General features: G+C 37.8%; 17 protein-coding genes, 1 pseudogene and 2 riboswitches. Of the genes and pseudogenes, 3 read left to right on the top strand and 15 right to left on the bottom strand.

Features of this window, described 5'->3' with window-relative positions; translation table 11 throughout:
* Window positions 1-253 precede the first annotated feature (253 nt).
* The 6 genes from ABES03_RS18540 to ABES03_RS18515 all read right to left on the bottom strand — a co-directional run bounded on the left by ABES03_RS18540 (window position 254) and on the right by ABES03_RS18515 (window position 9001).
* Window positions 254-1582, bottom strand: a complete 1329-nt coding sequence (locus ABES03_RS18540) for an NCS2 family permease (RefSeq protein ID WP_430119373.1) — start codon at window positions 1580-1582, stop codon at window positions 254-256.
* Between the two features lie 108 nt (window positions 1583-1690).
* Window positions 1691-1792, bottom strand: a riboswitch (purine riboswitch).
* A 115-nt stretch (window positions 1793-1907) separates the two neighbouring features.
* The gene (gene guaA, locus ABES03_RS18535) at window positions 1908-3446 is read right to left on the bottom strand and encodes a glutamine-hydrolyzing GMP synthase (protein WP_430119370.1); all 1539 of its coding nucleotides are present in this window, start codon (window positions 3444-3446) and stop codon (window positions 1908-1910) included.
* A 130-nt stretch (window positions 3447-3576) separates the two neighbouring features.
* Window positions 3577-3678: riboswitch (purine riboswitch) on the bottom strand.
* A 75-nt stretch (window positions 3679-3753) separates the two neighbouring features.
* Window positions 3754-5970: a transglutaminase TgpA family protein gene (locus ABES03_RS18530; protein ID WP_430119368.1), complete on the bottom strand. Its 2217-nt coding sequence runs from the start codon at window positions 5968-5970 to the stop codon at window positions 3754-3756.
* Window positions 5971-6954: a DUF58 domain-containing protein gene (locus tag ABES03_RS18525; RefSeq protein ID WP_430119365.1), complete on the bottom strand. Its 984-nt coding sequence runs from the start codon at window positions 6952-6954 to the stop codon at window positions 5971-5973. It lies immediately after the preceding gene.
* Between the two features lie 232 nt (window positions 6955-7186).
* Window positions 7187-8128, bottom strand: a complete 942-nt coding sequence (locus ABES03_RS18520; RefSeq protein ID WP_430119376.1) for an AAA family ATPase — start codon at window positions 8126-8128, stop codon at window positions 7187-7189.
* Window positions 8129-8341: 213 nt separating this feature from the next.
* On the bottom strand, window positions 8342-9001 hold the full coding sequence (locus tag ABES03_RS18515) for a hypothetical protein (RefSeq protein ID WP_430119363.1): 660 nt from the start codon (window positions 8999-9001) through the stop codon (window positions 8342-8344).
* 198 nt (window positions 9002-9199) lie between these two features.
* Here ABES03_RS18515 and ABES03_RS18510 point away from each other — a divergent pair, with 198 nt between their 5' ends.
* The gene (locus tag ABES03_RS18510; RefSeq protein WP_430119360.1) at window positions 9200-10291 is read left to right on the top strand and encodes a tetratricopeptide repeat-containing glycosyltransferase family 2 protein; all 1092 of its coding nucleotides are present in this window, start codon (window positions 9200-9202) and stop codon (window positions 10289-10291) included.
* A 59-nt stretch (window positions 10292-10350) separates the two neighbouring features.
* Here the strand turns inward: ABES03_RS18510 and ABES03_RS18505 are convergent, their stop codons facing one another.
* From ABES03_RS18505 to ABES03_RS18495, 3 genes are read right to left on the bottom strand one after another with little or no spacing between them, the layout of a single operon-like run.
* Window positions 10351-11307 carry a Gfo/Idh/MocA family protein gene (locus tag ABES03_RS18505; RefSeq protein WP_430119358.1) on the bottom strand — a complete coding sequence of 319 codons (957 nt, stop codon included), beginning with the start codon at window positions 11305-11307 and terminating at the stop codon, window positions 10351-10353.
* Window positions 11304-12410 (bottom strand): DegT/DnrJ/EryC1/StrS family aminotransferase, encoded by a 1107-nt coding sequence (locus tag ABES03_RS18500; protein WP_430119356.1) that lies wholly within the window; start codon window positions 12408-12410, stop codon window positions 11304-11306. The genes ABES03_RS18505 and ABES03_RS18500 overlap by 4 nt, the downstream gene beginning before the upstream one ends.
* Entirely contained in the window at window positions 12407-13126 is a 720-nt protein-coding gene (locus tag ABES03_RS18495; protein WP_430119354.1) for a DapH/DapD/GlmU-related protein, read from the bottom strand. Before ABES03_RS18495 ends, ABES03_RS18500 begins: the two co-directional genes overlap by 4 nt.
* A 314-nt stretch (window positions 13127-13440) precedes the next feature.
* On the opposite strand from ABES03_RS18495, the gene ABES03_RS18490 reads away from it, so the two are divergent.
* On the top strand, window positions 13441-14718 hold the full coding sequence (locus ABES03_RS18490; RefSeq protein ID WP_430119351.1) for a nucleotide sugar dehydrogenase: 1278 nt from the start codon (window positions 13441-13443) through the stop codon (window positions 14716-14718).
* Between the two features lie 15 nt (window positions 14719-14733).
* Entirely contained in the window at window positions 14734-15714 is a 981-nt protein-coding gene (locus tag ABES03_RS18485; RefSeq protein WP_430119348.1) for a glycosyltransferase family protein, read from the top strand.
* 73 nt (window positions 15715-15787) lie between these two features.
* Here ABES03_RS18485 and ABES03_RS18480 read toward each other — a convergent pair whose 3' ends face one another.
* The 6 genes and pseudogenes from ABES03_RS18480 to ABES03_RS18455 form a co-directional block, all read right to left on the bottom strand.
* The gene (locus ABES03_RS18480; protein ID WP_430119346.1) at window positions 15788-16864 is read right to left on the bottom strand and encodes a hypothetical protein; all 1077 of its coding nucleotides are present in this window, start codon (window positions 16862-16864) and stop codon (window positions 15788-15790) included.
* A 12-nt stretch (window positions 16865-16876) separates the two neighbouring features.
* Window positions 16877-17854 (bottom strand): glycosyltransferase family protein, encoded by a 978-nt coding sequence (locus ABES03_RS18475; protein ID WP_430119344.1) that lies wholly within the window; start codon window positions 17852-17854, stop codon window positions 16877-16879.
* Window positions 17855-17899: 45 nt separating this feature from the next.
* On the bottom strand, window positions 17900-19012 hold the full coding sequence (locus tag ABES03_RS18470) for a glycosyltransferase (protein ID WP_430119341.1): 1113 nt from the start codon (window positions 19010-19012) through the stop codon (window positions 17900-17902).
* Between the two features lie 44 nt (window positions 19013-19056).
* A complete protein-coding gene (locus ABES03_RS18465) occupies window positions 19057-19941 on the bottom strand; it encodes a GT-D fold domain-containing glycosyltransferase (protein ID WP_430119338.1) in 885 nt (294 codons plus the stop codon).
* A gap of 61 nt (window positions 19942-20002) precedes the next feature.
* Window positions 20003-21733, bottom strand: coding sequence for a glycosyltransferase (locus tag ABES03_RS18460; RefSeq protein WP_430119336.1), 1731 nt, complete (start codon window positions 21731-21733; stop codon window positions 20003-20005).
* A gap of 97 nt (window positions 21734-21830) precedes the next feature.
* Window positions 21831-22501 (bottom strand): annotated as a pseudogene (locus ABES03_RS18455) (hypothetical protein); the annotation flags it as partial.

The raw sequence follows: 22501 nt of genomic DNA, 5'->3' as shown, positions 1-22501 counted from the left end.
ATTTACCGATCGCGCTCTTTCTCTCTTACCATGGGCGTTAGAAACTTCTTCTATTTACCAGCCGAGAACTTTTTCCCTTAGCACGGGCATTAGAAACTTCCCCTATTTACCGGTCGCGCTCTTTTTCTCTTACCACGGGCATTAGAAACTTCTTCTATTTACCAGCCGAGAACTTTTTCCCTTAGCTCAGGCATTAGAAACTTCTTCTATTAAAAAAAAAGAGCTGCAGCGACGGCAGCTCTTTTTCACTCATTTATTTTAGAAAGATAAAATACAGAACAAAGATGACAAAGAAAAAGTACATGATCGGATTAATTTCTTTTACTCTTCCTTTAACAATCATGGTGATTGGATAAAAGATAAAGCCTACCGCGATACCCGTTGCAATGCTGTAAGATAACGGCATCGCGATCATCGTTAAGAACGCAGGCACGGCAATTTCAAAACGCTGCCAGTCAATTTTTCCTAAAGATGAAACCATCAATACTCCAACAATGATAAGTGCCGGTGCTGTAACAGGTGCAGTTACTACAGATAATAACGGAAAGAAAAATAGCGATAAGATGAACATACCTGCTGTGACTAAGGAAGCAAATCCTGTTCTAGCTCCAGAAGCAACCCCAGCCGATGATTCAATATATGAAGTCGTTGTTGATGTACCAAGAACGGCACCTACACTCGTTGCAATTGAATCAGAAATCAACGCACGACCCGCACGAGGCAGCTTGTTATCCTTCATGATCCCCGCTTGGTTCGCAACTGCTACCAAGGTTCCTGCGTTATCAAAGAAATCTACAAACAAGAAAGTTAAGATAATTCCAAGCATCGATGTTGTGTAAAAAGAACTGTCACCGAATGAAGAGAAGGCAGCACCAAATGTCGGCGCTAAGCTTGGCACCGTATCAACTACTTGATGTGGTACCTTAATTAAATCAAAAATCATTCCAACTATAACTGTGATCACCATTCCAAAGAATACGGCGCCATTAATTCCTCTAGTCATCATAATAACTGTAATAAGAATTCCAAAGATTGAAAGTAGTGTATTACCCGCTGTTAAATTGCCGAGTCCTACTAGTGTCGCATCGTTATTTACAATAATTCCTGCATTTTGTAAGCCGATAAATGTGATGAACAAACCAATTCCTGCACCAACAGCATGCTTTAAATCAATAGGAATCGCATTAATAATTTTTTCACGAAGACCTGTCAGTGTTAATAAGAAGAAAAATACTCCAGAAATAAGGACTGCGCCAAGTGCATGCTGCCACGGAATTCCGCTACCTAATACAACTGTGTACGCAAAGAAAGCATTTAATCCCATACCTGGTGCCAATGCCAATGGATACTTACCAAGGAGTCCCATGATAATGGATCCTAGAGCAGACGCTAAGGCTGTTGCTACAAACACTGCACCATAATCCATTCTTAGTGCATCTGGAAAATCCTTTATAGAAGCAAGTGATAAGGTTAACGGGTTAACAACTAATATATAGGCCATCGCCAAGAAAGTGGTTAATCCCCCGATAAATTCGCGGCGGTAATTTGTACCGTATTTTTCGAACTCAAAATATTTGTGCATGTTTCTTTTCCCCCTAAAAATCTTTGTTTTTTACAACAAAAAACGCTCCAGGATATTCTACCGGAGCGCTGACGTGGGCAAAGATAATTAACAGAGGAAAGAGAACCCTCTCATTAATCACTGCCTCGTAGTCAAGCCATTTACGGTGGCTCGGTAGAAACTTTTGGGCCATATTCCCAATATTATACGACGTGATTCGACAATCTATTCATTTCTCTATTATCATAACAGCATCAACCGTCTTCGTCAACAAAAAATACGAACGATTTTTATAAAAAAATTAAAATCGTTCGTATATAAGCAACATTATACAATTACTCGACTATTATTCCCACTCAATTGTTGCTGGTGGCTTGCTGGTGATATCATAAACCACTCGGTTTACATGTGCCACTTCATTGACAATTCTCGTGGAGATCACTTCAAGGACGTCCCAAGGAATTCTTGCCCAATCAGAGGTCATTCCATCAATGGAAGTAACGGCACGGATACCAATAGTGTAATCATACGTCCTAGCATCGCCCATGACGCCAACACTGCGGATGTCTGGAAGTACAGTGAAGTACTGCCAAATTTCACGATCAAGTCCTGCCTTCTTGATTTCTTCACGTAAAATCCAATCGGATTCACGAACGATTTCCAGCTTATCTTCAGAAATGGCCCCCAGCACCCGAATTCCAAGACCTGGACCAGGGAATGGCTGTCTCCAAACGATATCATCTGGTATACCTAGCTCGGTTCCAAGCGCACGAACCTCATCCTTAAACAAGGTGCTCAGTGGTTCAATTAATGTAAATTGCATATCTTCCGGCAGACCTCCCACATTGTGGTGGGATTTAATCGTTTGAGCCGTTGCCGTACCACTTTCGATGATATCTGTGTAAAGAGTTCCTTGCGCTAAAAAATCAATTCCTTCAAGCTTTGTCGCCTCATCATCGAATACATAAATAAACTCATTGCCAATGATTTTCCGCTTCTTCTCTGGATCGGAAACGCCCTCTAGTTTCGATAAGAACCTTTCTTTGGCGTCAACTTTGATAACATTCATGTGGAAGCCTTCTGAAAAAGTCTTCATTACGCTTTCTGCTTCATTTTTGCGTAGCAAGCCATGATCAACAAAGATACATGTTAACTGGTCCCCAATTGCTTTGTGAATCAGTACAGCTACAACCGATGAATCTACCCCTCCACTTAATGCACAAAGGACTTTTTTGTCACCAACAGTCTCGCGGATCTTTGCCATTTCCATTTCAATGAAATTTTCCATTGACCAATCGCCACTACAGTCACAAACGTTAAATACAAAGTTCTTAAGAAGATCATTCCCATGAACAGAATGCTGTACCTCTGGATGAAACTGAACCGCATAAAGCTTTCTAGCTTCATCACTCATCGCCGCTATCGGACAGGACGGGTTCGTACCGTCAACAGTAAAGCCAGCCGGCGCTTCAACCACAAGGTCACCGTGGCTCATCCAAACCACCTGCTCATCAGGTAGGTCAGCAAACAATGCGGATTGATTTTGAACCGTCAAAGTCGCTTTTCCGTACTCACTATTTTTGGCCTTTTCAACCTTACCATTGAAATGAACCGTCATTAGCTGCATTCCATAGCAAATTCCAAGAATCGGCAGACCCATTTCAAAGATAGACTCATCACAACGGAAAGAATTTTCATCATACACACTGTTTGGTCCGCCAGAAAAAATAATTCCCTTTGGATTTAAACGGCGGATTTCTTCAGCCGTAATGGTATGCGGATGAAGCTCACTGTATACACCAAATTCACGAATTCGGCGTGTTATCAACTGATTGTATTGACTTCCAAAATCTAAAACGATAACCAAATCATTCTTCCCTGCCAAAATAGCCACCTCAATCTTTTCAAATTATTATTAGCTTTTACCATATTGAAAAAAAATAAAAAAAACTAGACTCCTGCCCCCCAAAAAATGTAGGAAGGCAGAATTCTAGTTCTCTAGTAAAAAGACTCATAGAAAAAAATCCTGCCTTCATAGTCAGGCCATTTACGGCGACCCGGTAGAGACTCTCGAACCCTATTTTCGAGGATATATGAAGGAAACGTACCTATTTAGACTAGCTCATACATTTGTGGATGCTGATGCTAGCCATTGAATTAAATCATATTGTAACAATAGGTCGTTTTTCAGGTCAAGCGATTGTCTTTTTAATTAAATTTTCCCATAATTTATACGACTCTTCCCATGTTCCTTTTGGAAGGTGCTGATGGTACATATATTGCTCGTAATAAACCGTTAACCGAGTCATTTCTCTCGTTGAAAAAAATGTATCAATATAACGGGCATAGTTACGAAGGGTTTGATTTTCCTTCCGTTTTAATCCATAGCGATCCAGTTGACCCAATAAGATTAAATAAGCCTCCTCGATGCTCTCATCCTTCTTCTTAAACCTGTACCTAAGCATGACAACGTATGGAACCCATTTGCCACGGATTCGGTAAAGAATCCAGACAATTAATGCGAGAATAACAAGAAGGAAAACGCCCATCTTCCAATTGTTCTTAAAAGCAGTAGCTATGCTTTCCCACATTTTATTAAAATCCAATGTGCTTTCCGAATCCTTCTTTGTATTCTGCTCTTCCTTTTCTTCCTTTTGCGGTTTTTGTGCTAAGGGAGGCGTAGCTCCTGAATTGTTGGCAGAATTCCCTACAGCTTCATAGTTGATAATGATCTCATTACTAAAGCCTTTGGTTGGTTCAAATGGAACCCAGCCTTGATTCGGAAAGTAAACCTCTACCCAAGAATGCGCATTATTGTTGGTCACAGCATATACCTGTTCACCTGAATCCTCATCACTATATTGGAGAAAATCACCGCCCGTATATCCCTTTACCCAACGGGTTGGAATCCCCACTGTTCGTAGCATAATAGCCATGGAGGAGGAGAAATTGTCACAGTATCCCCTTTTTGTCTCAAATAAGAACTGATCCACATAATCATCGTTTTCACCAGGTACCGCGACATTTTTTTGGTCATAGGAATATTCCGTTTTCCCAAAGTAACTTTCTACGGCTTTTGCCTTTTCAAACCAATTTGATTTTCCCTTCGTGATTTCTTCGGCTAACCCTTTCACTCGATCAGGCAACGCCTCAGGCACCTGCGTATACTTTTTATAAAACTCCGGGTTCATGTCATTTGGATTGAAGCTTGTTGTTTTAATTAAATCCGAAGCTTTATACTTTGGCTTTTCAAATGCTAAGGTAAAAACCTGTGGTACAGCAGGCCGGTTATCATTCTTGAAAAAACTAATCCTCTCATTAGTGGTATCAATGAATAATTTATTCCCATTTGGATCTTGCGGAAGCATTTTCACTATTTTTTTAACACCCGCAGGATACATAATATAGTTGTACTTATAATTGACATGCGCCTTGACGATAACAGATTCCTTAATCGTCTCTACTGTATCCGGATAGGAGAAAACAGGTACTAGATCTTCTTGACGAAATGAGATGGGGGTTGAGCCAGATGCAAGCCAGCCCTTTCCTGTATAGGTGTCCTTTGTCTCCATCTTCCAATACGTTTTACCGTTTGCTTGATAGTGAAAGGCCGGGCTACTGTCGCCAATAAATGGTCCACCTAATACTGAATCATCCGTGCCATAGCCAATACGGTGGACCCCACCGGCACTTTCCTTCTTATCCTTATCATTATTGGCTGTCAAATACGGAACAGGATCCGGCCAAATAGGAGCAGCCTTTGGAGCTGCAAGCCCTACGAGCACACTAACAGTAATCATAATGGCCAGCGGTGCCATCCATTTACGAATAAAGGAGGGATGATAAGAGACATTTTCCCTATGGATAATTCGCGAAAAGGTTAGCATCCCCATCACAGCAAATCCTGCCACGACAGTGCGAACTATGGCTATTTTTGCACTATAAGGTGTAAAAGTGTCTAGTACGGTGATATACACCAAAGTCATAAAGAAAAAGATAAAAATTCTCTGTCTGTTTAACAGCCAATAATGGATTAAGTAAACCATTAGCCACAGTAAAACGAAAAACAACAGTGTTCGAAATTCATTGGTGATATCACTCCATTGGCGGGTAATAAGCAGACCGATATTATGAGCAACATCGCCGAAAAAGCTCATCAGCCAGCCTGCATGGAGGAATCCTTCTTCATAATGTAATTGGTTAATAGCAAATAAAATATAGACAATCTTAATCAGAAACTGCCAAATCCACTTCAGATTCAAATAGGAAATAACAAAAGAAACCAACAGAAAAACAATAAACATTTCTATATTTTCCGTGTTGGTTAATTTTTCTATCGGCCTAAGCCATTCCCACAGAAGTATAAACCCTAACATGTTTAATAAAAACGAAGGGATATCCCTTTTCATTTAGCGCGTCACCTCCGAAAAAACAGCGGCAAAATTACCTTCATGAACGAGTACAATGCGAATGCCTCGTGCATTCGCGACAGCAATAAGCGAGCGTTCCTCTTCTGATGGTGACTCCTTTAGACCCTTAATGAGAAAAAGCGTAATTGAGCCTTTCCTTTGTCCAAGAAAACTTGCCTTTTCAATGAGTGGTTTGGTTAATTGCGCCGTAACCAGCATAAACGAAACAGTTTGTTGAATAAAAAACGCTTCTTTCTCTAACACTTTTTCAAAGGAACGTAAGCTTTTTGCTTCTATTTTAGCTAAATGATAAAAAAGCTGCTGCAGATGCTGCTCTCCCCCTCGAATAGGGAATGTTGCCCGCTCCTTACTATAGGTTAACAGGCCCGTCTGTGCTCCTTTTTTTAGAACGGCGCGTAGAAGAGAAGCTGTAAATGAAACGACCGGTTCAAACCGTTGATCTGGCACACAATCCATGATAACGAATACGTCATGTGACTGCCGCTGTTCGAACTCCTTTGTCATGATCTCGTTTCGTTTAGCGGAGGCTTTCCAGTTAATCCAAGAGAAACGGTCTCCCGGCTGATAGTTCCTTACACCCACCGCCATTGAAGTATCGCGCTGAACCCGCTCCCGTGACGCAGTCAATCCTTGATCATATTGGTTTTCAAACGGTCGGTACAATAGCTCTGTGTAAGCAGGATAGACCACGATTTTCTCTTCAACGGTAAACGTTTTTTCTTTTTCAAATAATCCAAGCGGGTCCCCAATTCTCAGTGTAAAGGAGTGAAAGTAATGCTCCCCCCTTGGAAGTTTATTAATCGTATATTGATACGAAAATTCCCTTTTTAATCCAGGGAATACAAGTGCCTTTGGAGAACTAGTTTTTTCCGCATATTTTAATGCATCATCTAAGTGGTCTTCGACAAGCAAATAAAATAACGGAAACGAATTCCTTCTTTTAATCGTGACGGTTACCTTCAAAGGTTCCCCTGCATTATAATCTGACTTTGGTAAAACCCGTGTGACCTCAAGCTCATTTAAGGAGTAAACAGAGATCACGACACAGTATATAGAAAATGGCAAAAAGCTATAAAATAAAAACCAGCTAACGAACCCTCCCTGAAACATGGCGTAAGAAAAGGTGAGACAAATCAAAAAAAGCAATAGGATAAATCTCCATATCTTTTTAAATGGATTCCACAGCTTTTTCATCTTACTTCACAAGCCTTTGTACCGGAACAGGAACTCTTGCAACCACCCGATTCACCACTTCTTCTGCAGATATCCCTTCGAATTTTGCTTCAGACTTTAAGATAATCCGGTGGGATAAAACAAATGGAGCTAAATATTGAATATCATCTGGTAACACGTAATCACGGCCAAACATAAACGCATAGGCTTGTGCCGCTTTCATAAGGGCAATCGATCCCCGTGGGCTTGCACCAAGGTACACACTTCCATGTCCCCTCGTCCGATTGACGATATCAACGATATAACGCTTGATACTGTCATCAACAAACACGTCTTTGATTTCTCTTTGTAAATGGAGCAGGCCTTCAAGGTCGACAGCAGGATAGAGATCCTCAATCGGCGGGACCTTTTGCGCACGATTCAACACTTCTATCTCCTCATGCAATTCCGGGTAGCCCATCTTCATTTTTAAGAGAAAGCGGTCGAGCTGTGCTTCTGGAAGTGGATACGTTCCTTCATATTCAATCGGGTTTTGAGTGGCCATTACGAAAAATGGTTTGTTCAGTTTATGAGTGACCCCATCAATCGTAACGCTCGCTTCCTCCATCCCCTCTAAAAGAGCAGACTGTGTCTTCGGCGATGTCCGGTTAATTTCATCAGCCAGAATGATATTGCCCATCAATGGACCTGGACGAAATTGAAATTCCATCTCTTTCGGGTTATAAATCGATACTCCGGTTACATCCGACGGCAATAAATCTGGGGTAAATTGAATCCGGCGGAAATTCGCATTAACGGATTTGGCAAGCGCCCGTACCATCATCGTTTTTCCTACACCTGGGACGTCTTCTAATAACACGTGTCCTTCTGCAAGTAAAGCAACAAGGCTGAGTTCCGCGACATTTCTTTTTCCAATCATAACCTTTTCAATGTTTGCTAGTATTTTCTCTATAGTGGGATTCATTTGTTCTAATGACAAGTTGACTCCTCCTTAATGAATAAATCGTTTATATGACGATAATTATGTATTCTCTATCTAACTGTAAATTCCTGTATAAAACGTCACACAATATTCAAAATCTGCGTAAATATTAGACGGGATAAAGAAGGGAAATGTTTCATAATGAGCTGGCCCCCACAAATAAAATAAAAGCAGCTCCCCCCCTTTCAGCATGAATTATTGCAAAAAGGTAGGAACTACTTCATCTATGATTTCGCCTGCCATTTCTATTTCAAACAGTCCTTTTACTTTTTTTGACGATACATAACTGTTCATTGTGATCATTTTACATTCTTGAAAAATAAAAAACTCTTCCTTTTGGGTAATTGGATAGATCCGATATTCATCCAAGTTTTGATGATATACCCTTAATTCCAAGCTCTCATGAAAGCCTTCCTCTATGCATAGCTTTAGAGAACCACTAAAGGAAGACTCGAGATTGGTTTTCCACAATACCGTCTCTTTATAACCCCCTAAAATAACAAAAGGAGCACATATGCAGTCTCTAATAATTATTGGACTTTGTTCACATTCGCCTACTGGAATACAAGGAAGAAATTGGAGACCACAAATGCATTTCATATCAATGGTTATACAAGTTTCTGACGGTACAAGGATCATCTGTTTTGAGCAATGTTTGCTAGGTTTTAAGAGTCTTAGTTTCATGCAGTTGCTAGTTTCACTAATAGAAGAAATTAGAAAAAACTTTGTGGTAAATGGTTTTTTTCCATGCAAACCGCTGCTATTAAAGATCATTCCTCCTTGTAGGTAAAAAACCACTGGATATTGGCAGTACTTATCCATAATAACTTTTTTATGTTCAAACAATTGGATCATGTAAAGTCCTTCCTATCTTAGTGACCTGTTCTTCATAACATCCTATGCATAAACATTGCATTGGGACTGGGTATTGGTAAATATAGTTAAAAATCTATATACCAATAAAGAACAGGCTATAATCTATGCTTCATAAAGGTTCCAATCTTTGTCCATTCACATAAAATGATGAGAAATCATTTATTAAGAGGTGACTCAATGCCAACTATTAGTCTTTGTATGATTGTGAAAAATGAAGAAGAAGTTTTAGCAAACTGTCTCCAAAGCGTTCAACAAATCTGTGATGAAATTATTATTGTGGATACGGGCTCAACGGATCGAACAAAGGAAATTGCCAACCAATTTACAGATAAAGTATTGGACTTTACATGGATTGATGATTTTTCAGCAGCCCGGAATTTTGCTTTCAGTCAGGCGACAATGGATTATATTCTGTGGCTGGATGCAGACGATGTGTTGCTGCCAGACGATCAGAAGAAATTTCATAAATTAAAGGCAACGCTGAATTCAAGTGTCGATGCCGTATCAATGATTTATGTGATCGATAGGGATGAATATGGGAACCCCTCATTTCATTACAGAAGGAATCGCTTAGTGAAAAGAAGTAAGAACTTTAAATGGATAGGGCCGGTTCATGAATATTTGGATGTCGGCGGTAATACCACTTTATCTGATATTGCGGTGGAGCATAAAAAACATATCAAAAAAAACAGTACTCAAATATCTGATCGAAATTTAAGAATCTATGAAAATAGAATAAAGAATGGTGAAGATTTTTCACCCAGGGACTTATATTATTACGCGAATGAATTGCGTGATCATAAACAGTATGATAAAGCAATTATTTACTACAACGAATTTCTTGGAGGGAAAAAGGGTTGGGTCGAGGATAATATAAGAGCTTGCCTTTATTTGGCAGATATCCACGCGCGTAGAGGCGAAAGGGACGAGGAAATGGACGCCCTTTTAAAAACATTAGCTTATGATGTTCCACGCCCTGAAACTTGCTGTCGGTTAGGAGATCAGTTTAAAGCGAAAAAATACTATCAGACAGCCGTATTCTGGTATGATATTGCCTATCAAAAGAAAAAAATCACTTCAGGCTTTCAGAACGAGGCATATTCTACCTGGTATCCTCATTTAGCCCTTTGTGTCTGCCACTGGGAATTGGGAAATGTAGAAAAATCGATTGAACACAATAAACTGGCAAAAAAATACCGGCCAACCGACAAGCAGGTTCTGTTCAATGAGAAGTTTTTTAATGATTATTTAAGAAAAAATAAAAAATAATTTAAACAAAAATGAATCCCCTTAGAGGCAGTGCCTTTAAGGGGATTTTGTCTAATAAATTATCCTTTTTTATCAAGTATTTCCTTTATTTTAAGGGCCACTTCGACTGCTGCTGACCCTTCTTCGACACCAACAATTGGTGTTTGATTAGTATGAATGCAATCTATAAAATGATTCAATTCTTCCGTTAGCGGATCCAAAGGGGGGATCGTCAAAACAATAACGATAGCCTCGGTTCCATAAGGAAGCTTGTTATCAGGATTGCTCGCTTCACTTTTGACAATTTTCTGTCTTCTAGTCAAATAATCAGTTTTAATAACTTTGTCTTTTTCTACAACCGTTAATGTTCTTGCTTTTTCATGTGATACATTACTAGCAGTTAATGTTGCCATAACTCCATTTTCAAAAGAAAGCAATGCAGTAACAGTGTCATAATATCCTTTTTTAGACACACAGATACCCTCAGCCGAAATGCGGTTAATAGGGCTTTTAACTAGACTGAGAATAATATCGATATCGTGAATCATTACATCTAGAACAACATCACTGTCTTGAATTCTATTTGAAAGTCCCAGTCTTTTGGCTTCAATATTCATCAATTTTTCGCCTTCGATGCAATGAGCAAGTTGCTGGATAGCAGGGTTAAACCTCTCAACATGTCCTACCTGAACGATCAAGTCCTTATTTTTGAGTAATTCCTTTAATCTATTAGCTTCATCCATAGAAACAGTAAAAGGCTTTTCAACAAAAATATGTTTTTGATGACTAACCGCTTCTTCAACGAGGGTAAAATGAAATTTAGTGGGTGCAGCAATAACAACTGCATCTACACTTTTTAGTAGCTCCTGATAACTTTCAAAGGCACGTACACTTAACTTCTTGCTAATCTCTTCTGCCTTTTGTATGTCTTTATCAAAGACACCAACAAAGTCCACATTCTTCATTTGCACTAATTTATAACAATGGTATGTTCCCATTTTTCCTGCTCCAACGACCCCTATTCTAGTTAAGTTCAATTGGAAGCACCTACAAAATCCTTAATTTCAGAGATAATAAATTCTTGTTGGGAAACAGTCATTGTTGGATTGATGGGAAGAGCCAAAATATGTTGAGCTACCCTTTCCGCAATAGGGAATGCACCTTTTTCATGATTTAAATAGCTCAAGGCTTTTTGCAAATGTAGTGGGACTGGATAATAGATTCCTGTGGAAATCCCTTTTTTGTTTAAGAAGGCTGAGAGCTGATCTCTATTTTCTACCTCAATGCAATATTGATGGAAGGTATGCGCCCGATCATTATAAATAGCAGGAGTCTTTATTAAGTTGTTTAATTCACGAGTATATGTGTTCGCTATCCCCATTCTTTTAAACAAAAATATATCCAGATATTTAATTTTCTCAAGTAAAATGGCTGCTTGGATTTCATCTAATCTACTATTTACTCCTACATACGAATGTAGATATCTTTCTTTACTCCCATGGTTCCGAAGTTGACACAATTTCTCGTAAATCATTTTATCGTTTGTAACTGTGATTCCTGCATCACCAAATGCGCCGAGATTTTTGGAAGGAAAGAATGAAAAACAGCCAACGTCTCCAATTGTACCTGCTTTCTTTGTCCCATATTCTGTTCCAATTGCTTGGCATGCATCTTCAATCACTTTTAAGTTATGTTCAGAAGCAATCTTCATAATTGCATCCATGTCAGCTGTCTTCCCGAACAGATGAACAACAATGATAGCCTTTGTGTCTTTCGAGATAGCTGCTTCGATTTTCTTTGGATCCATATTATAAGTGTCCGGTTCTATATCAACAAAAATAGGTTTTGCACCCACCCTTGCAATCATTTCTCCCGTTGCAAAAAAGGTAAATGGTGTAGTAATAACTTCATCACCTGGACCTATTTCTAATGCTTCTAATGCTAAAAGCAGGGCATCTGTTCCATTTGCTACTCCGGCCGCGAACTTACAACCTAGATAACTGGCTAGTTCTTTTTCAAATTGTTGTCCTTTTTCCCCAAGAATATATGAGCCGCTTTCCAAAACTTCCATAACAGACTGTTTGATAGCATCCCCATATATTTCAAATTCTTTTTTCAAATCAACCATAGGTATGTTCACTTGATATCCTCCTTATTATCACTAATTTGGGAGGTTATCATTTTCGCAGGAACACCCGCGAATGTTGAATTATCATCTAAATCCTTTGTAACAACCGATCCTGCACCTACGATTGTATTATTGCCTACCGTAACGCCAGGCAGTAATGAAGCGTTATTACCGATTTTTGCTCCTTTTTTAATATGTGGTCCCTTTAATGTGAACTCTTTAGCACCCATGTATTTATCATTTGACATGGATACACATGGACCAATAAATACATTATCCTCTAAAATTGTATCTCCTGTTACATATGCAAGGGTTTGTACTGTAACATTCTTTCCTATCTGTGAATTTAGTTCAACCATTGCCCCCCTGCCAATTACAGAACCGCTTCCAACAGAAACATTTTCCCGAATGCTTGCATGATCACCTATAAATACATTTTCATGTATCACTACGGCTGTATAAATGGAAACGAGATTCCCAATTTTTGTATTAGGATAAATATGCAGTGAATGTACGGAGTCTCCAGGCTTTCTCATCTTTTTATTCCCACCTGGTCTGATCCCTAATACACAATTTGCTCCGATTGAAACGTTATCCCCAATATAAGTTCCTTCTAATATGACTGAATTATGACCGATGGTCACATTCTCTCCAAAATGAACATTGTCTTCAATTACGACATTTTTCCCAAGAATTAAGCTGTTGGGAATAGAGTTGTTATCACTCAAACAAATCCCTCTCTTCTGACTCACCTATTCTCATTATGTTAGTAATCATGGAAGTTCTTAAAATTCTCTTATTATCCTATTAAAACAACCATAGAATGGTATGGGTTTTTGGTTTTCTTTTTTATTATGGGCATTTGAAAAAATACGGGTGTCCATTCATTTAAAATAGACGTTTTATATTGGACAAATTTAGTTACATAAAGGACATCTTATAAGCCCCTCGCATAATATAAAAAGTAATGCTATAAGCCATTAGCAATCATTACTTAAATGTGTGAGCCCTTTCACAAATATTCAATAAAGGAGCTGTGTATATGCAACCAGTAACTGTTGTAGGATTAGGAAAAATAGGATTAACTCTTGCGGCCGTTTTTGCGAACAGTGGATACTACCGTGTGTTTGGAGCCGATATAAATGAAGCTGTTGTAAACCAGGTTAATAACGGGATCTCTCATATCAATAATGAACCTGGACTTGACAAATTATTGGAAAACGCCCATCAAGGAGGAACAATTCAGGCAACAACAAAAACAGCAGATGCTGTATCCAAATCTGAGATTGTCATTGTCATTGTGCCGGTTTTAGTGAACGATCGGGACGAAGTAAATTATCAGTATATCGATTCCGCAGTAGAAGAAATAGGCAAAGGAATCAAAAAAGGGACCCTAATCATTTTTGAAACCACATTGCCAACAGGTGATACAAGGAATCGTTTTGGTAAGAGGATAGAAGAAATCTCAGGTCTAGTTATGGGTGAAGATTTTTATTTAGGTTATAGTCCAGAGAGGGTTTACTCCAATAGAATCATTGAAGATTTGGCGAACTACCCTAAAGTGGTCAGCGGGTTAAATGATAAAAGTTTACAGCTAGTTACAGAGTTTTATAAAAAAGCTTTAAATTGTACTATTTTACAAGTAAGTAGTTTAGAAACAGCTGAATTTACTAAAGTTGCTGAAAGTGTTTATCGTGATGTAAATATTGCTTTGGTGAACGAATTAGCTGTATATGCAGATAAATTGGGAGTAAATATAAAAGAAGTGATTAAAGCAGCAAATAGCGAACCTTTTTCTAACCTTCATTCACCAGGAGTCGGCGTTGGGGGCCACTGTATCCCCGTATATCCCTACTTCTTTATAAATAATGGTTTAGGCTCTGGTTTAGTTACATTATCCAGAGAAATAAATGACAATATGGCCAGCTACGCAGTACGTGTAATAGAGGAAAGCACAGGTTCTCTGAAACAACAAAAAGTCTTAATTCTTGGTCTTTCCTTCAGGGAAAATGTTAAAGAACATACAAAATCCTCAACCTTATTACTGATTAATGAATTAAAGAAAAAAGGAGCCATAGTTTACATCGATGATCCTTTATACACGAAAGAAGAGATTGCTTCATTTGGCGTCATACCTTTTTTGAAGGATATTTCAAAGGAAATTGACACTATTATTTTGCAGGCCTTCCACGACGAATACAAGGACCAAGACTTTAAAGATTTTACTAAATGTCAGTTAGTTTTAGATGGAAGAAATGCATTGGATAGGGAAAAGATTGAATTACTAGGTATGAAATATATAGGAATTGGCGTCAAGTAGAGAGGGGTGGATTTCTTGAACGATAAGTTAAAAATATTAATATTGATTAAATCCTTTGGAAACTCCCTTCCTAAACATCAACCTAAATTTGATATGATCAAGGCAATTGAAAAGTATGCTGAAGTTCGTTATTGGCACAAAAATGGAGCAATTACGGATATCTTGAAAGAATTAGATTTTAATCCAGATTTTATCTTACATTACGATTTTGCTTGGCGTAGTGCGCTTTCCCCTATTATTACCGGATTAGGTAACATTGCTATACCGAAAGGCTGTTTTGTCATAGATATTCATTATAGTCCCCAAGAAAGAAATAAGTTTTTCAAACAAAATAAGATTGATTTGATTTTTTCTGTCACTAAGTCGCGTTTCTTACAAACGTTTCCTCAGCATAAAGAAAAATTTAGATGGTTTCCCTTTGCAATTAATCCTACTGTTTTTAAAGATTGGTCTATGCCAAAAGATACTAATTTTCTATTAATGGGCCAGGTATTTGACCGTGAACGGAAAAGTAGAAATTTAACAAATACTCCAAGAGGGAAATATCCTTTTAGAGAAGAAGTATTAGTTAAAATGAGAGATAGTAAGGGATTTGTTTTTCACCCACACCCTGGTCATTACGCAAAAAACACTTCGAAAGCATTTCTAAATGAAAGATATTCTAAAGAGCTAAATAGGTCAAAAATATTCTTTACATGCGGGTCAAAATTTAATTACCCTGTTTTAAAATATTTTGAAGCACCAGCCTCAAGGACCCTTTTAATGGCAAAGCCTGTGCAGGATATACTAGATTTAGGGTTTGAAGATGGAGTCAATTTTGTTGCTTGTGATGAAACTAATGTTTATGAAAAAGCCATGTATTATTTAGAAAACGAAGAGGAAAGAAATAGAATTACGGATAATGGATACCAATTTATCCATTCACATCACACAAATGATGCCAGAGCACAGCAATTTATAAAGGATGTTCAGGAGTTTTTAGCACCTTCAACTTAAGCTCCTTATTATTCAAATAACAATACGAAGAAACCATATCTTGCTTCAAAGATATGGTTTCTTCGTATTGCGATTATAGACTTAATGCAAGTCCCCATAATACATGTGCTGCGTACCGTGGATAGAATAATTTATTCTTGGAATTTCTATCTGGAGACAGTTTCAGACTAGGAAATGGCCCGTAGACTTCATTAATAATTTCGATACAATTTGTTACTCTTTGTATATCAGCATATTCGGAAAAAAATGCTAATCCCATCCCCACTCCCCAAAGTCTTGCGGGACCTTTTTTATTTTGGTACCTTTGTACACTCTTTTTTACTATAAAACTATCAATGGATGCGACAGATTGGCCTATTGTCCAGGGTAATTCATGTCTTCCCCCATTTGCTCTATAGGTTTCCATCCCCCAAATAATATAGCCATGGTGCACAAGATCATTTAATTTTGTTTTTTTACTTGGATCATTATAGATGGTATAACTCCACTGCGGATACCCATTAATCAAACTTACATTTGAAATGATGGCTTCGGCTGCAGAATCAATCCGCTTTTGGATAAATTCATATTCTGTTGCATTAAATAATTTGCTTTGTTCATTTAAAAGCCTTGATAAGGTTCCTAGAAACATAGCTGAAACATTAGGGGTAAAATAATTATCTGCTACATTAGGACTATACCAGAAGAAACCTCCTGTTTCATTATCGGTCCATACATGACGGCACCATTGAAGGCTAACCCTAGTCAAAATTTCTTGGATCCTAATTTTTTTATCTCTCGTCACTAAGTCTGGTGATGAAAGGGCATCAAGAAAACCATTCATGACAATAGAAGTTGTAATTGTATACGGATGATTGGCAGGGTTAATTGATCCATCCTGAAATGCATCCCATTCATGGGGTAACCCCCAACCTGGAATACCATCTTCATCTAAATCACTATTGTCAATAAGCCAATTAATCAACTCTATGATTCTACTCACACTATTTTTATTCGGGAACTTCTTATAATATATGGATTCTGAAGAAAGCAGTAATCCATAGGTCATGGGTTGATAGGATAATCCTGGAAATGTCGGTTCTAAGCCTTCTCCTAATTTTCCTTCAGGGAATTTTTCGATTAAACTTTGGTAATAGCCTAATTGATTCATTATATTCCTCCCTTAGTTAGGCTTCTTTTTTAAAAAATCACCAATATATTCACTTAATTGTCGTGCTCTTGCTTCATTTGTGTGGTACTTATGAATAAATTCAAAACCATTTTCAGTAATGATATTTCTCTCTTCTTTATTTTCTAAATAATAGATGGCTTTTTCGTAGAAGTTGGATGGATCACAAGCGATAAAATGTTCTCCATCTTTAAATCCAAGGTCAAGAATATCCTGCACTGGTTCTGCGAGTAACAGTGTTTTACATGCAGGGGCTTCAAAATATTTTAATACTGGATATTTCAATGACCCGCCACATGTGAAGAATATTTTGGATCGATTTAACTCTTTGGCATATTTTTCATTAAGGATGGCATCTGAGGGGGCATCATGTCCTGGGTGTGAATGAAAAACAAAGCCCTCTAAATTTCTCATTTTTAAAAGTACCTCTTCTCTGAAAGGGTACCTTCCCTTAGGTGTATTTGTTTTGTTTGGGGCAACCCCTTCCCTATCATAAACCTGCCCCATTAGCAAAAAATCTATATCCTTTTCTAACTGCCAATCTTTAAAAATAGTGGGGTTAATTGAAAAAGGCCACCAGCAAAATTTTTCTTTATATTGGGGAAATGTTTTTAAAAATGGAGACTTTGTAAGGGAAAAAATCAAATCTATCTTGTTTTTTTCAAAGTACTGTATCCTAAATTCAGGAAAATAATGAATATCGATAACTACACAGCCTTTAGGGATATTGATTGTTTCGAGTCCAGTAATGTATGGAGATAAAGCATATCCCCAGGCAACGTCATAATGGAGAATAAAATCAGGTGTAAAGTTTAATTTTTTCATAATATCATGGATATTTCCATTACTGTACCAATATCTTACATCGGCAAAATTCTCTATGGCCGTGATCGTTTCAAATTTTGGTTTATGCTTAGGAAAATTCCTCCAAAAGGGCTTAATTAAAATCAATATTTTCATCCGATCGTTCAATTTAACACTTCCTTCAACAATCTCAAATATTACATGCAAGTGGGGTTATTTATATTTATTTACTTGTTTATCAATGACATTGTATCCTTTTATAATCCCGATTGCTTTTATGTTCTGTACAGGAGAATTATAATCAGGAGATATTTCTAAGGCTTTTAAAAAATGTGTATATGCCTGGTTATATTTTTTTAAAAATAGCAATGCTTCTCCAAGGTAATTTTCCTCTATATGATTACGATTCTCTATTTTATTAAAGTGATTAAACGCCCTTTGATAATCCTTTTCGATAAGCCCCTTCATTCCTTCATAAAATGTACGATCTCGTTCACTTTTTATTAATGGAATGGCCTCATTAAAGAGAATAAACGCTTCATTCATCATCCATCTTCTAGCAAGAGCTATACCAGCAATTAATTTAGCGGTAAACAGATTTTGATTTCCTTCTTCAGGATTCCAATCAACTTCAGAAATTCTTTTTAAATCTTCATTTGAAATGTTCAACTTTATATGACGAGCCAGTACATCATAGCTTCTCTGATTGGTCACATTTTTCATATGTCTTCTGTATATATATAATGGTTCTGGAATGTGATAAGAAATATAGTTTTCTCTAGCTATTTTTAATATAAAATCTGTGTCAGAACCTACTTTAATTGTTGGATCGTAACGGATATCTTTAACTACCTCTTTTTTAAAGACAATAGAAGCGTTATTAAATGGGGTACCAACGTTTAGAAAAAATGAATATATATGATCGGGTGAAATGTTACTGGATTCCCAATAGCCAAGAGGAGAGCCATTTCCCGTAATTAACAGCATGTCAGAATGAACGTAGCCAATACCCTCATTTTTAAGAATTCTAACAGCCTTTTCAAAACGATATGGAAGAGAAATATCATCCGCACCATGAAAGGTAATAAAATCTCCCTTTGCCTCATCTAATCCTCTATTAAATGCTTCAGCTACACCCTTGTTTTCTTGTTCAAAATATCGGATTCGTTTGTCATCAAATGAATTTATAACTTCTTTACTGTTATCAGTAGAACCGTCATTAATAATAATCAACTCAAAATCTTTCTCTGTTTGTGCAATGATACTATCAATTGTTTCCTTTAAAAATTGTTCACCATTGTACACTGGTAAAATTATACTTATCATGAATGCACCTCATATCAATCAACATAAAGATGGTGAGAGAATTCTTATTTGCTTAATATTCTTTGGCCTGATATATATCCATCCAGTAAATGTCCAAAGTCTAGTGCCACCTTATTTTGCTTAGCCAGTTGAACACAAATGAGATTTGCTGCTACACCAGCTGAAACAAAAGCAATGTCAAATTCATAATTTTGAGCCTCTTCCATCACTGTCTGTATAGAATTAAATCCAGGAACTTTAATCGTACCTACAATAGAGGTATACCCTCTCTTTGTGAAAAATTCCTTTCCATCTATTGAACGGTTACCGATAAGCAATACTCGATAGTTTTCTAATACACTATGAATAAATGTCGTCTCCTGATTTAACTTGTAGTTTATTAGCGAAGTTGTTAAATTCATCTTGTTCAGTGGAAGAGCAAAATGCTTGGCAACTTGATTAAACATTGTTTGATAGGTGGGATATCTAGCTTCCGGTATACCCACAATATTAGCCTCTAAAAGGTTTTTTACCAGTAAATCTCTTTTTTCATGATTGGGTACGCTAAATCCACCCATTCCTTTTAAACGGTAATTATTGTTGATTTCCACAGAAGAGACGAAAATATCATGAGCCAATGCCAGAATTTCCCCATCGCCGACTCGTATTACGCTAAAGCCTTGTTTATCATTCAATGCCTGTATAAGCTGTTGTTCTACTTCACTTGCTGTTTGAAAGTGAATCAGATCCTTGGAAAGATGCTTCATGCCTTCTTCAATAATTTCTTCCAAATTATAAGGAAGGTATTGATTTTTTAATAATTTACTTTTGACAATTGCCTCTCCGCCTCGATAAATAGCCTCGGAAGCCAATGAGCCCTTATCCCATGGACCTGGATATCCAAGTCTGAATAAGTACTCCCATTGCACCTGAGAAAATGAATAGGTCAATCGAAAAACTCCTTTAGCAAAAAGTTAATAAATCTCCATTATGAGTTCATTTTAGGTATATTCATTTATCAGCAAGTAGTGCCTCCCACTGTGATTGCACTTGAAAGAAAAATTCCGGGAAGGATGCGGCGTCGCCTAATTGTTTAACAGAGTTAATAGATGACAATTTTAGTTTAGGATCCTCTTGGAGCATTGCATTCAGTAAATAAAAATCAGCATTGTGAGGATATTTGCTTATCCACTCTTTTACTTTTTTCTTTGCCTGCTGCTTCCTTTGCAGCCTCATAAGGGTGAGAACAATCCAGCGGGCAGCTACCGCTTTTTCTTTTAAATTTTCTTGATGATTATACAAAAAATTAAATTCATCCAATGCCTTTTCAAAGTCCCTTAATAAAAAAGAGCTGTAGCCGGGGAGATTAAATAACTGAAGTTTGTTAGTAGGTTTTAGTGGACAAGAACAATGCTCTGTATTCCCATCAATCACACTTTTACGGTGTGCAACGACTTCCCATCTCGCAATTTGGGGAGCCTTTTCAAAACTATAGATTACCGGAGCTTTTACTATATCCGCATGGGTAACAAGCAAAAATCTTTTCAATTTTTCGAAATGCTCTTGGTTCATAAACTGCTCAGTATTTACTCCTATTTCCCAATCATTCAAGTCATTTGTGGCCTGGATGTTAAAGGTAGCGATATTTTTATAATAGTTTAAGATGTCATTTATAATGGTTTCCCATTTATACTTTTGTGCTGTTTGAAGGCCATTATTTCTTATTTTGGTTTGGATCTCTTGACTGCCTAATACCTGAACGATTTTTTCAGCCATGTCATCAGGATTTTTCATCTGACAGATGTAAGCATTCTCCTGATCTACCACGTATTCGAGTACCCCTGCATTATTTGTAGTAACAACAGGACAACCACAAGCCATTGCCTCTAGCGTCGGAAGTGAAAAACTTTCATAAGTCGACCCACAAATAAACAAGGATGCCCCTCTATAGAGATTGCTGATTTTTTGCTGGGCGGGGTTAACGAACACCTTTGTTACTCTCTTTTTCATTGCTTCTGATGGCTGTTCTGGTGTGATCCAATATAAATCCATATTAAATTCACTTTTTACTTTGTCGTGTGCTGTGATAATGTCAGCAATGCCTTTAAATTTAGTGCTTTCTCCGCCTACCATTAACAGGTATGGCCGGTCTCCTTGCTCTTTTTCCCCATTTGTAGTGAATAGTGTCTCATCAACTGCATTTGGAAAAACCTGTGCTTCTCTGCCGTAGATCTTAGTAATGAGCTTGGATGCCTGATGGGAGACAGTGTAAATAAAAGGAGCAATCTCCAATTGTTTCTGAATGAAAGTCTTTAATGTAGGATTCATAGAATCATAGTCAAATAGATGAAAATCTCCTTGTTCAAAGTAAACAACAGGAGCTATACCAGTTTCAATACATGCTTGAATATGATCCCAGTAGGTAGCAACAATGAGATCACAGAGGGGAATCCCTTTTGCCAGCTCTAATTCAAAAGGAACTTGAATATACTCTGCTTCAATTGGAAACCAGGACGGTTTTTGGAAATGGGATACCAATGTTACTTTAGCGCCAGCTTTGTGCAGCCTGTTGGCATGCTCGAGGATGACTTTTACACCGCCGGATATGCCTACGTGTGTCATGGCGTAGACAATATGCAGCTGATCGAACCTTTTGTTTGATTGTATTAATTTCTGACTGTTGGCTAACTTATATCTTTCTAATCTCATATTGAATTCTTTTGAACGAAGTTCCTGTATCACGTTGGCCTCCATTTAACATTTTATTCTATTCTATGTTGGTATTAAAAAGAGAACAGTGCTTGCCAAACCTGACAAGCACCGCTGATGGTTTTATTCTTTATAATGGTTCACATGTTAAACCTGCGCCCTGAGATGCTCCATTTGCCCTAATGTCTTGGATCTTTGCGATATGACAAGTACTAAGGATAAATGTGTCTTGTCCTGTTGTAATTTTTACAAGTCCTTCTTGTATATCAACGATTCTCGCATTCTGAATATTGTCAAAGAACCCATCAGTAAAGTAATCAGCTGTGGCTGTTATACCTCTAATCATTTCCAAGATTGCCCTTGTTGGCTGCTCACAGCATTCACATTCGCCAGTACGATCAACTCCAGTCGGTCCTACTGGAAGTGTTATACCTGTTAATAGACCATCACCCTGTACGCCTACGATCTGACACATTGGTGCTGCAATATGTCCATTATCAGCAAGGAAGAATCCATCAATAACACAATCAATGGTTACGTTGTTAATACCGCCATTACTTGTTTGTGAAGTTGTTCCAACAGAAACTTGGATACCTTCAGCAGCAAGTTGTTCAAAAATGTCAGTCATTGGTCCAACGCAACAATCACACTCTGTATCAGCTGGTGGTCCTGTTGGCCCTGGAGGTCCTGTTGGTCCTGTTGGTCCTGTCGGTCCTGTTGGTCCTGTCGGTCCTGTTGGTCCTGTTGGTCCTGTCGGTCCTGTTGGTCCTGTTGGTCCTGTCGGTCCTGTTGGTCCTGTCG

Origin of the sequence: Neobacillus rhizosphaerae (assembly GCF_050477885.1) — a bacterium.
GTDB lineage: Bacteria > Bacillota > Bacilli > Bacillales > Cytobacillaceae > Neobacillus > Neobacillus rhizosphaerae_A.
Note: the sequence above shows the minus strand (reverse complement) of the source record. Positions and strands in the feature narration are given on the sequence as shown.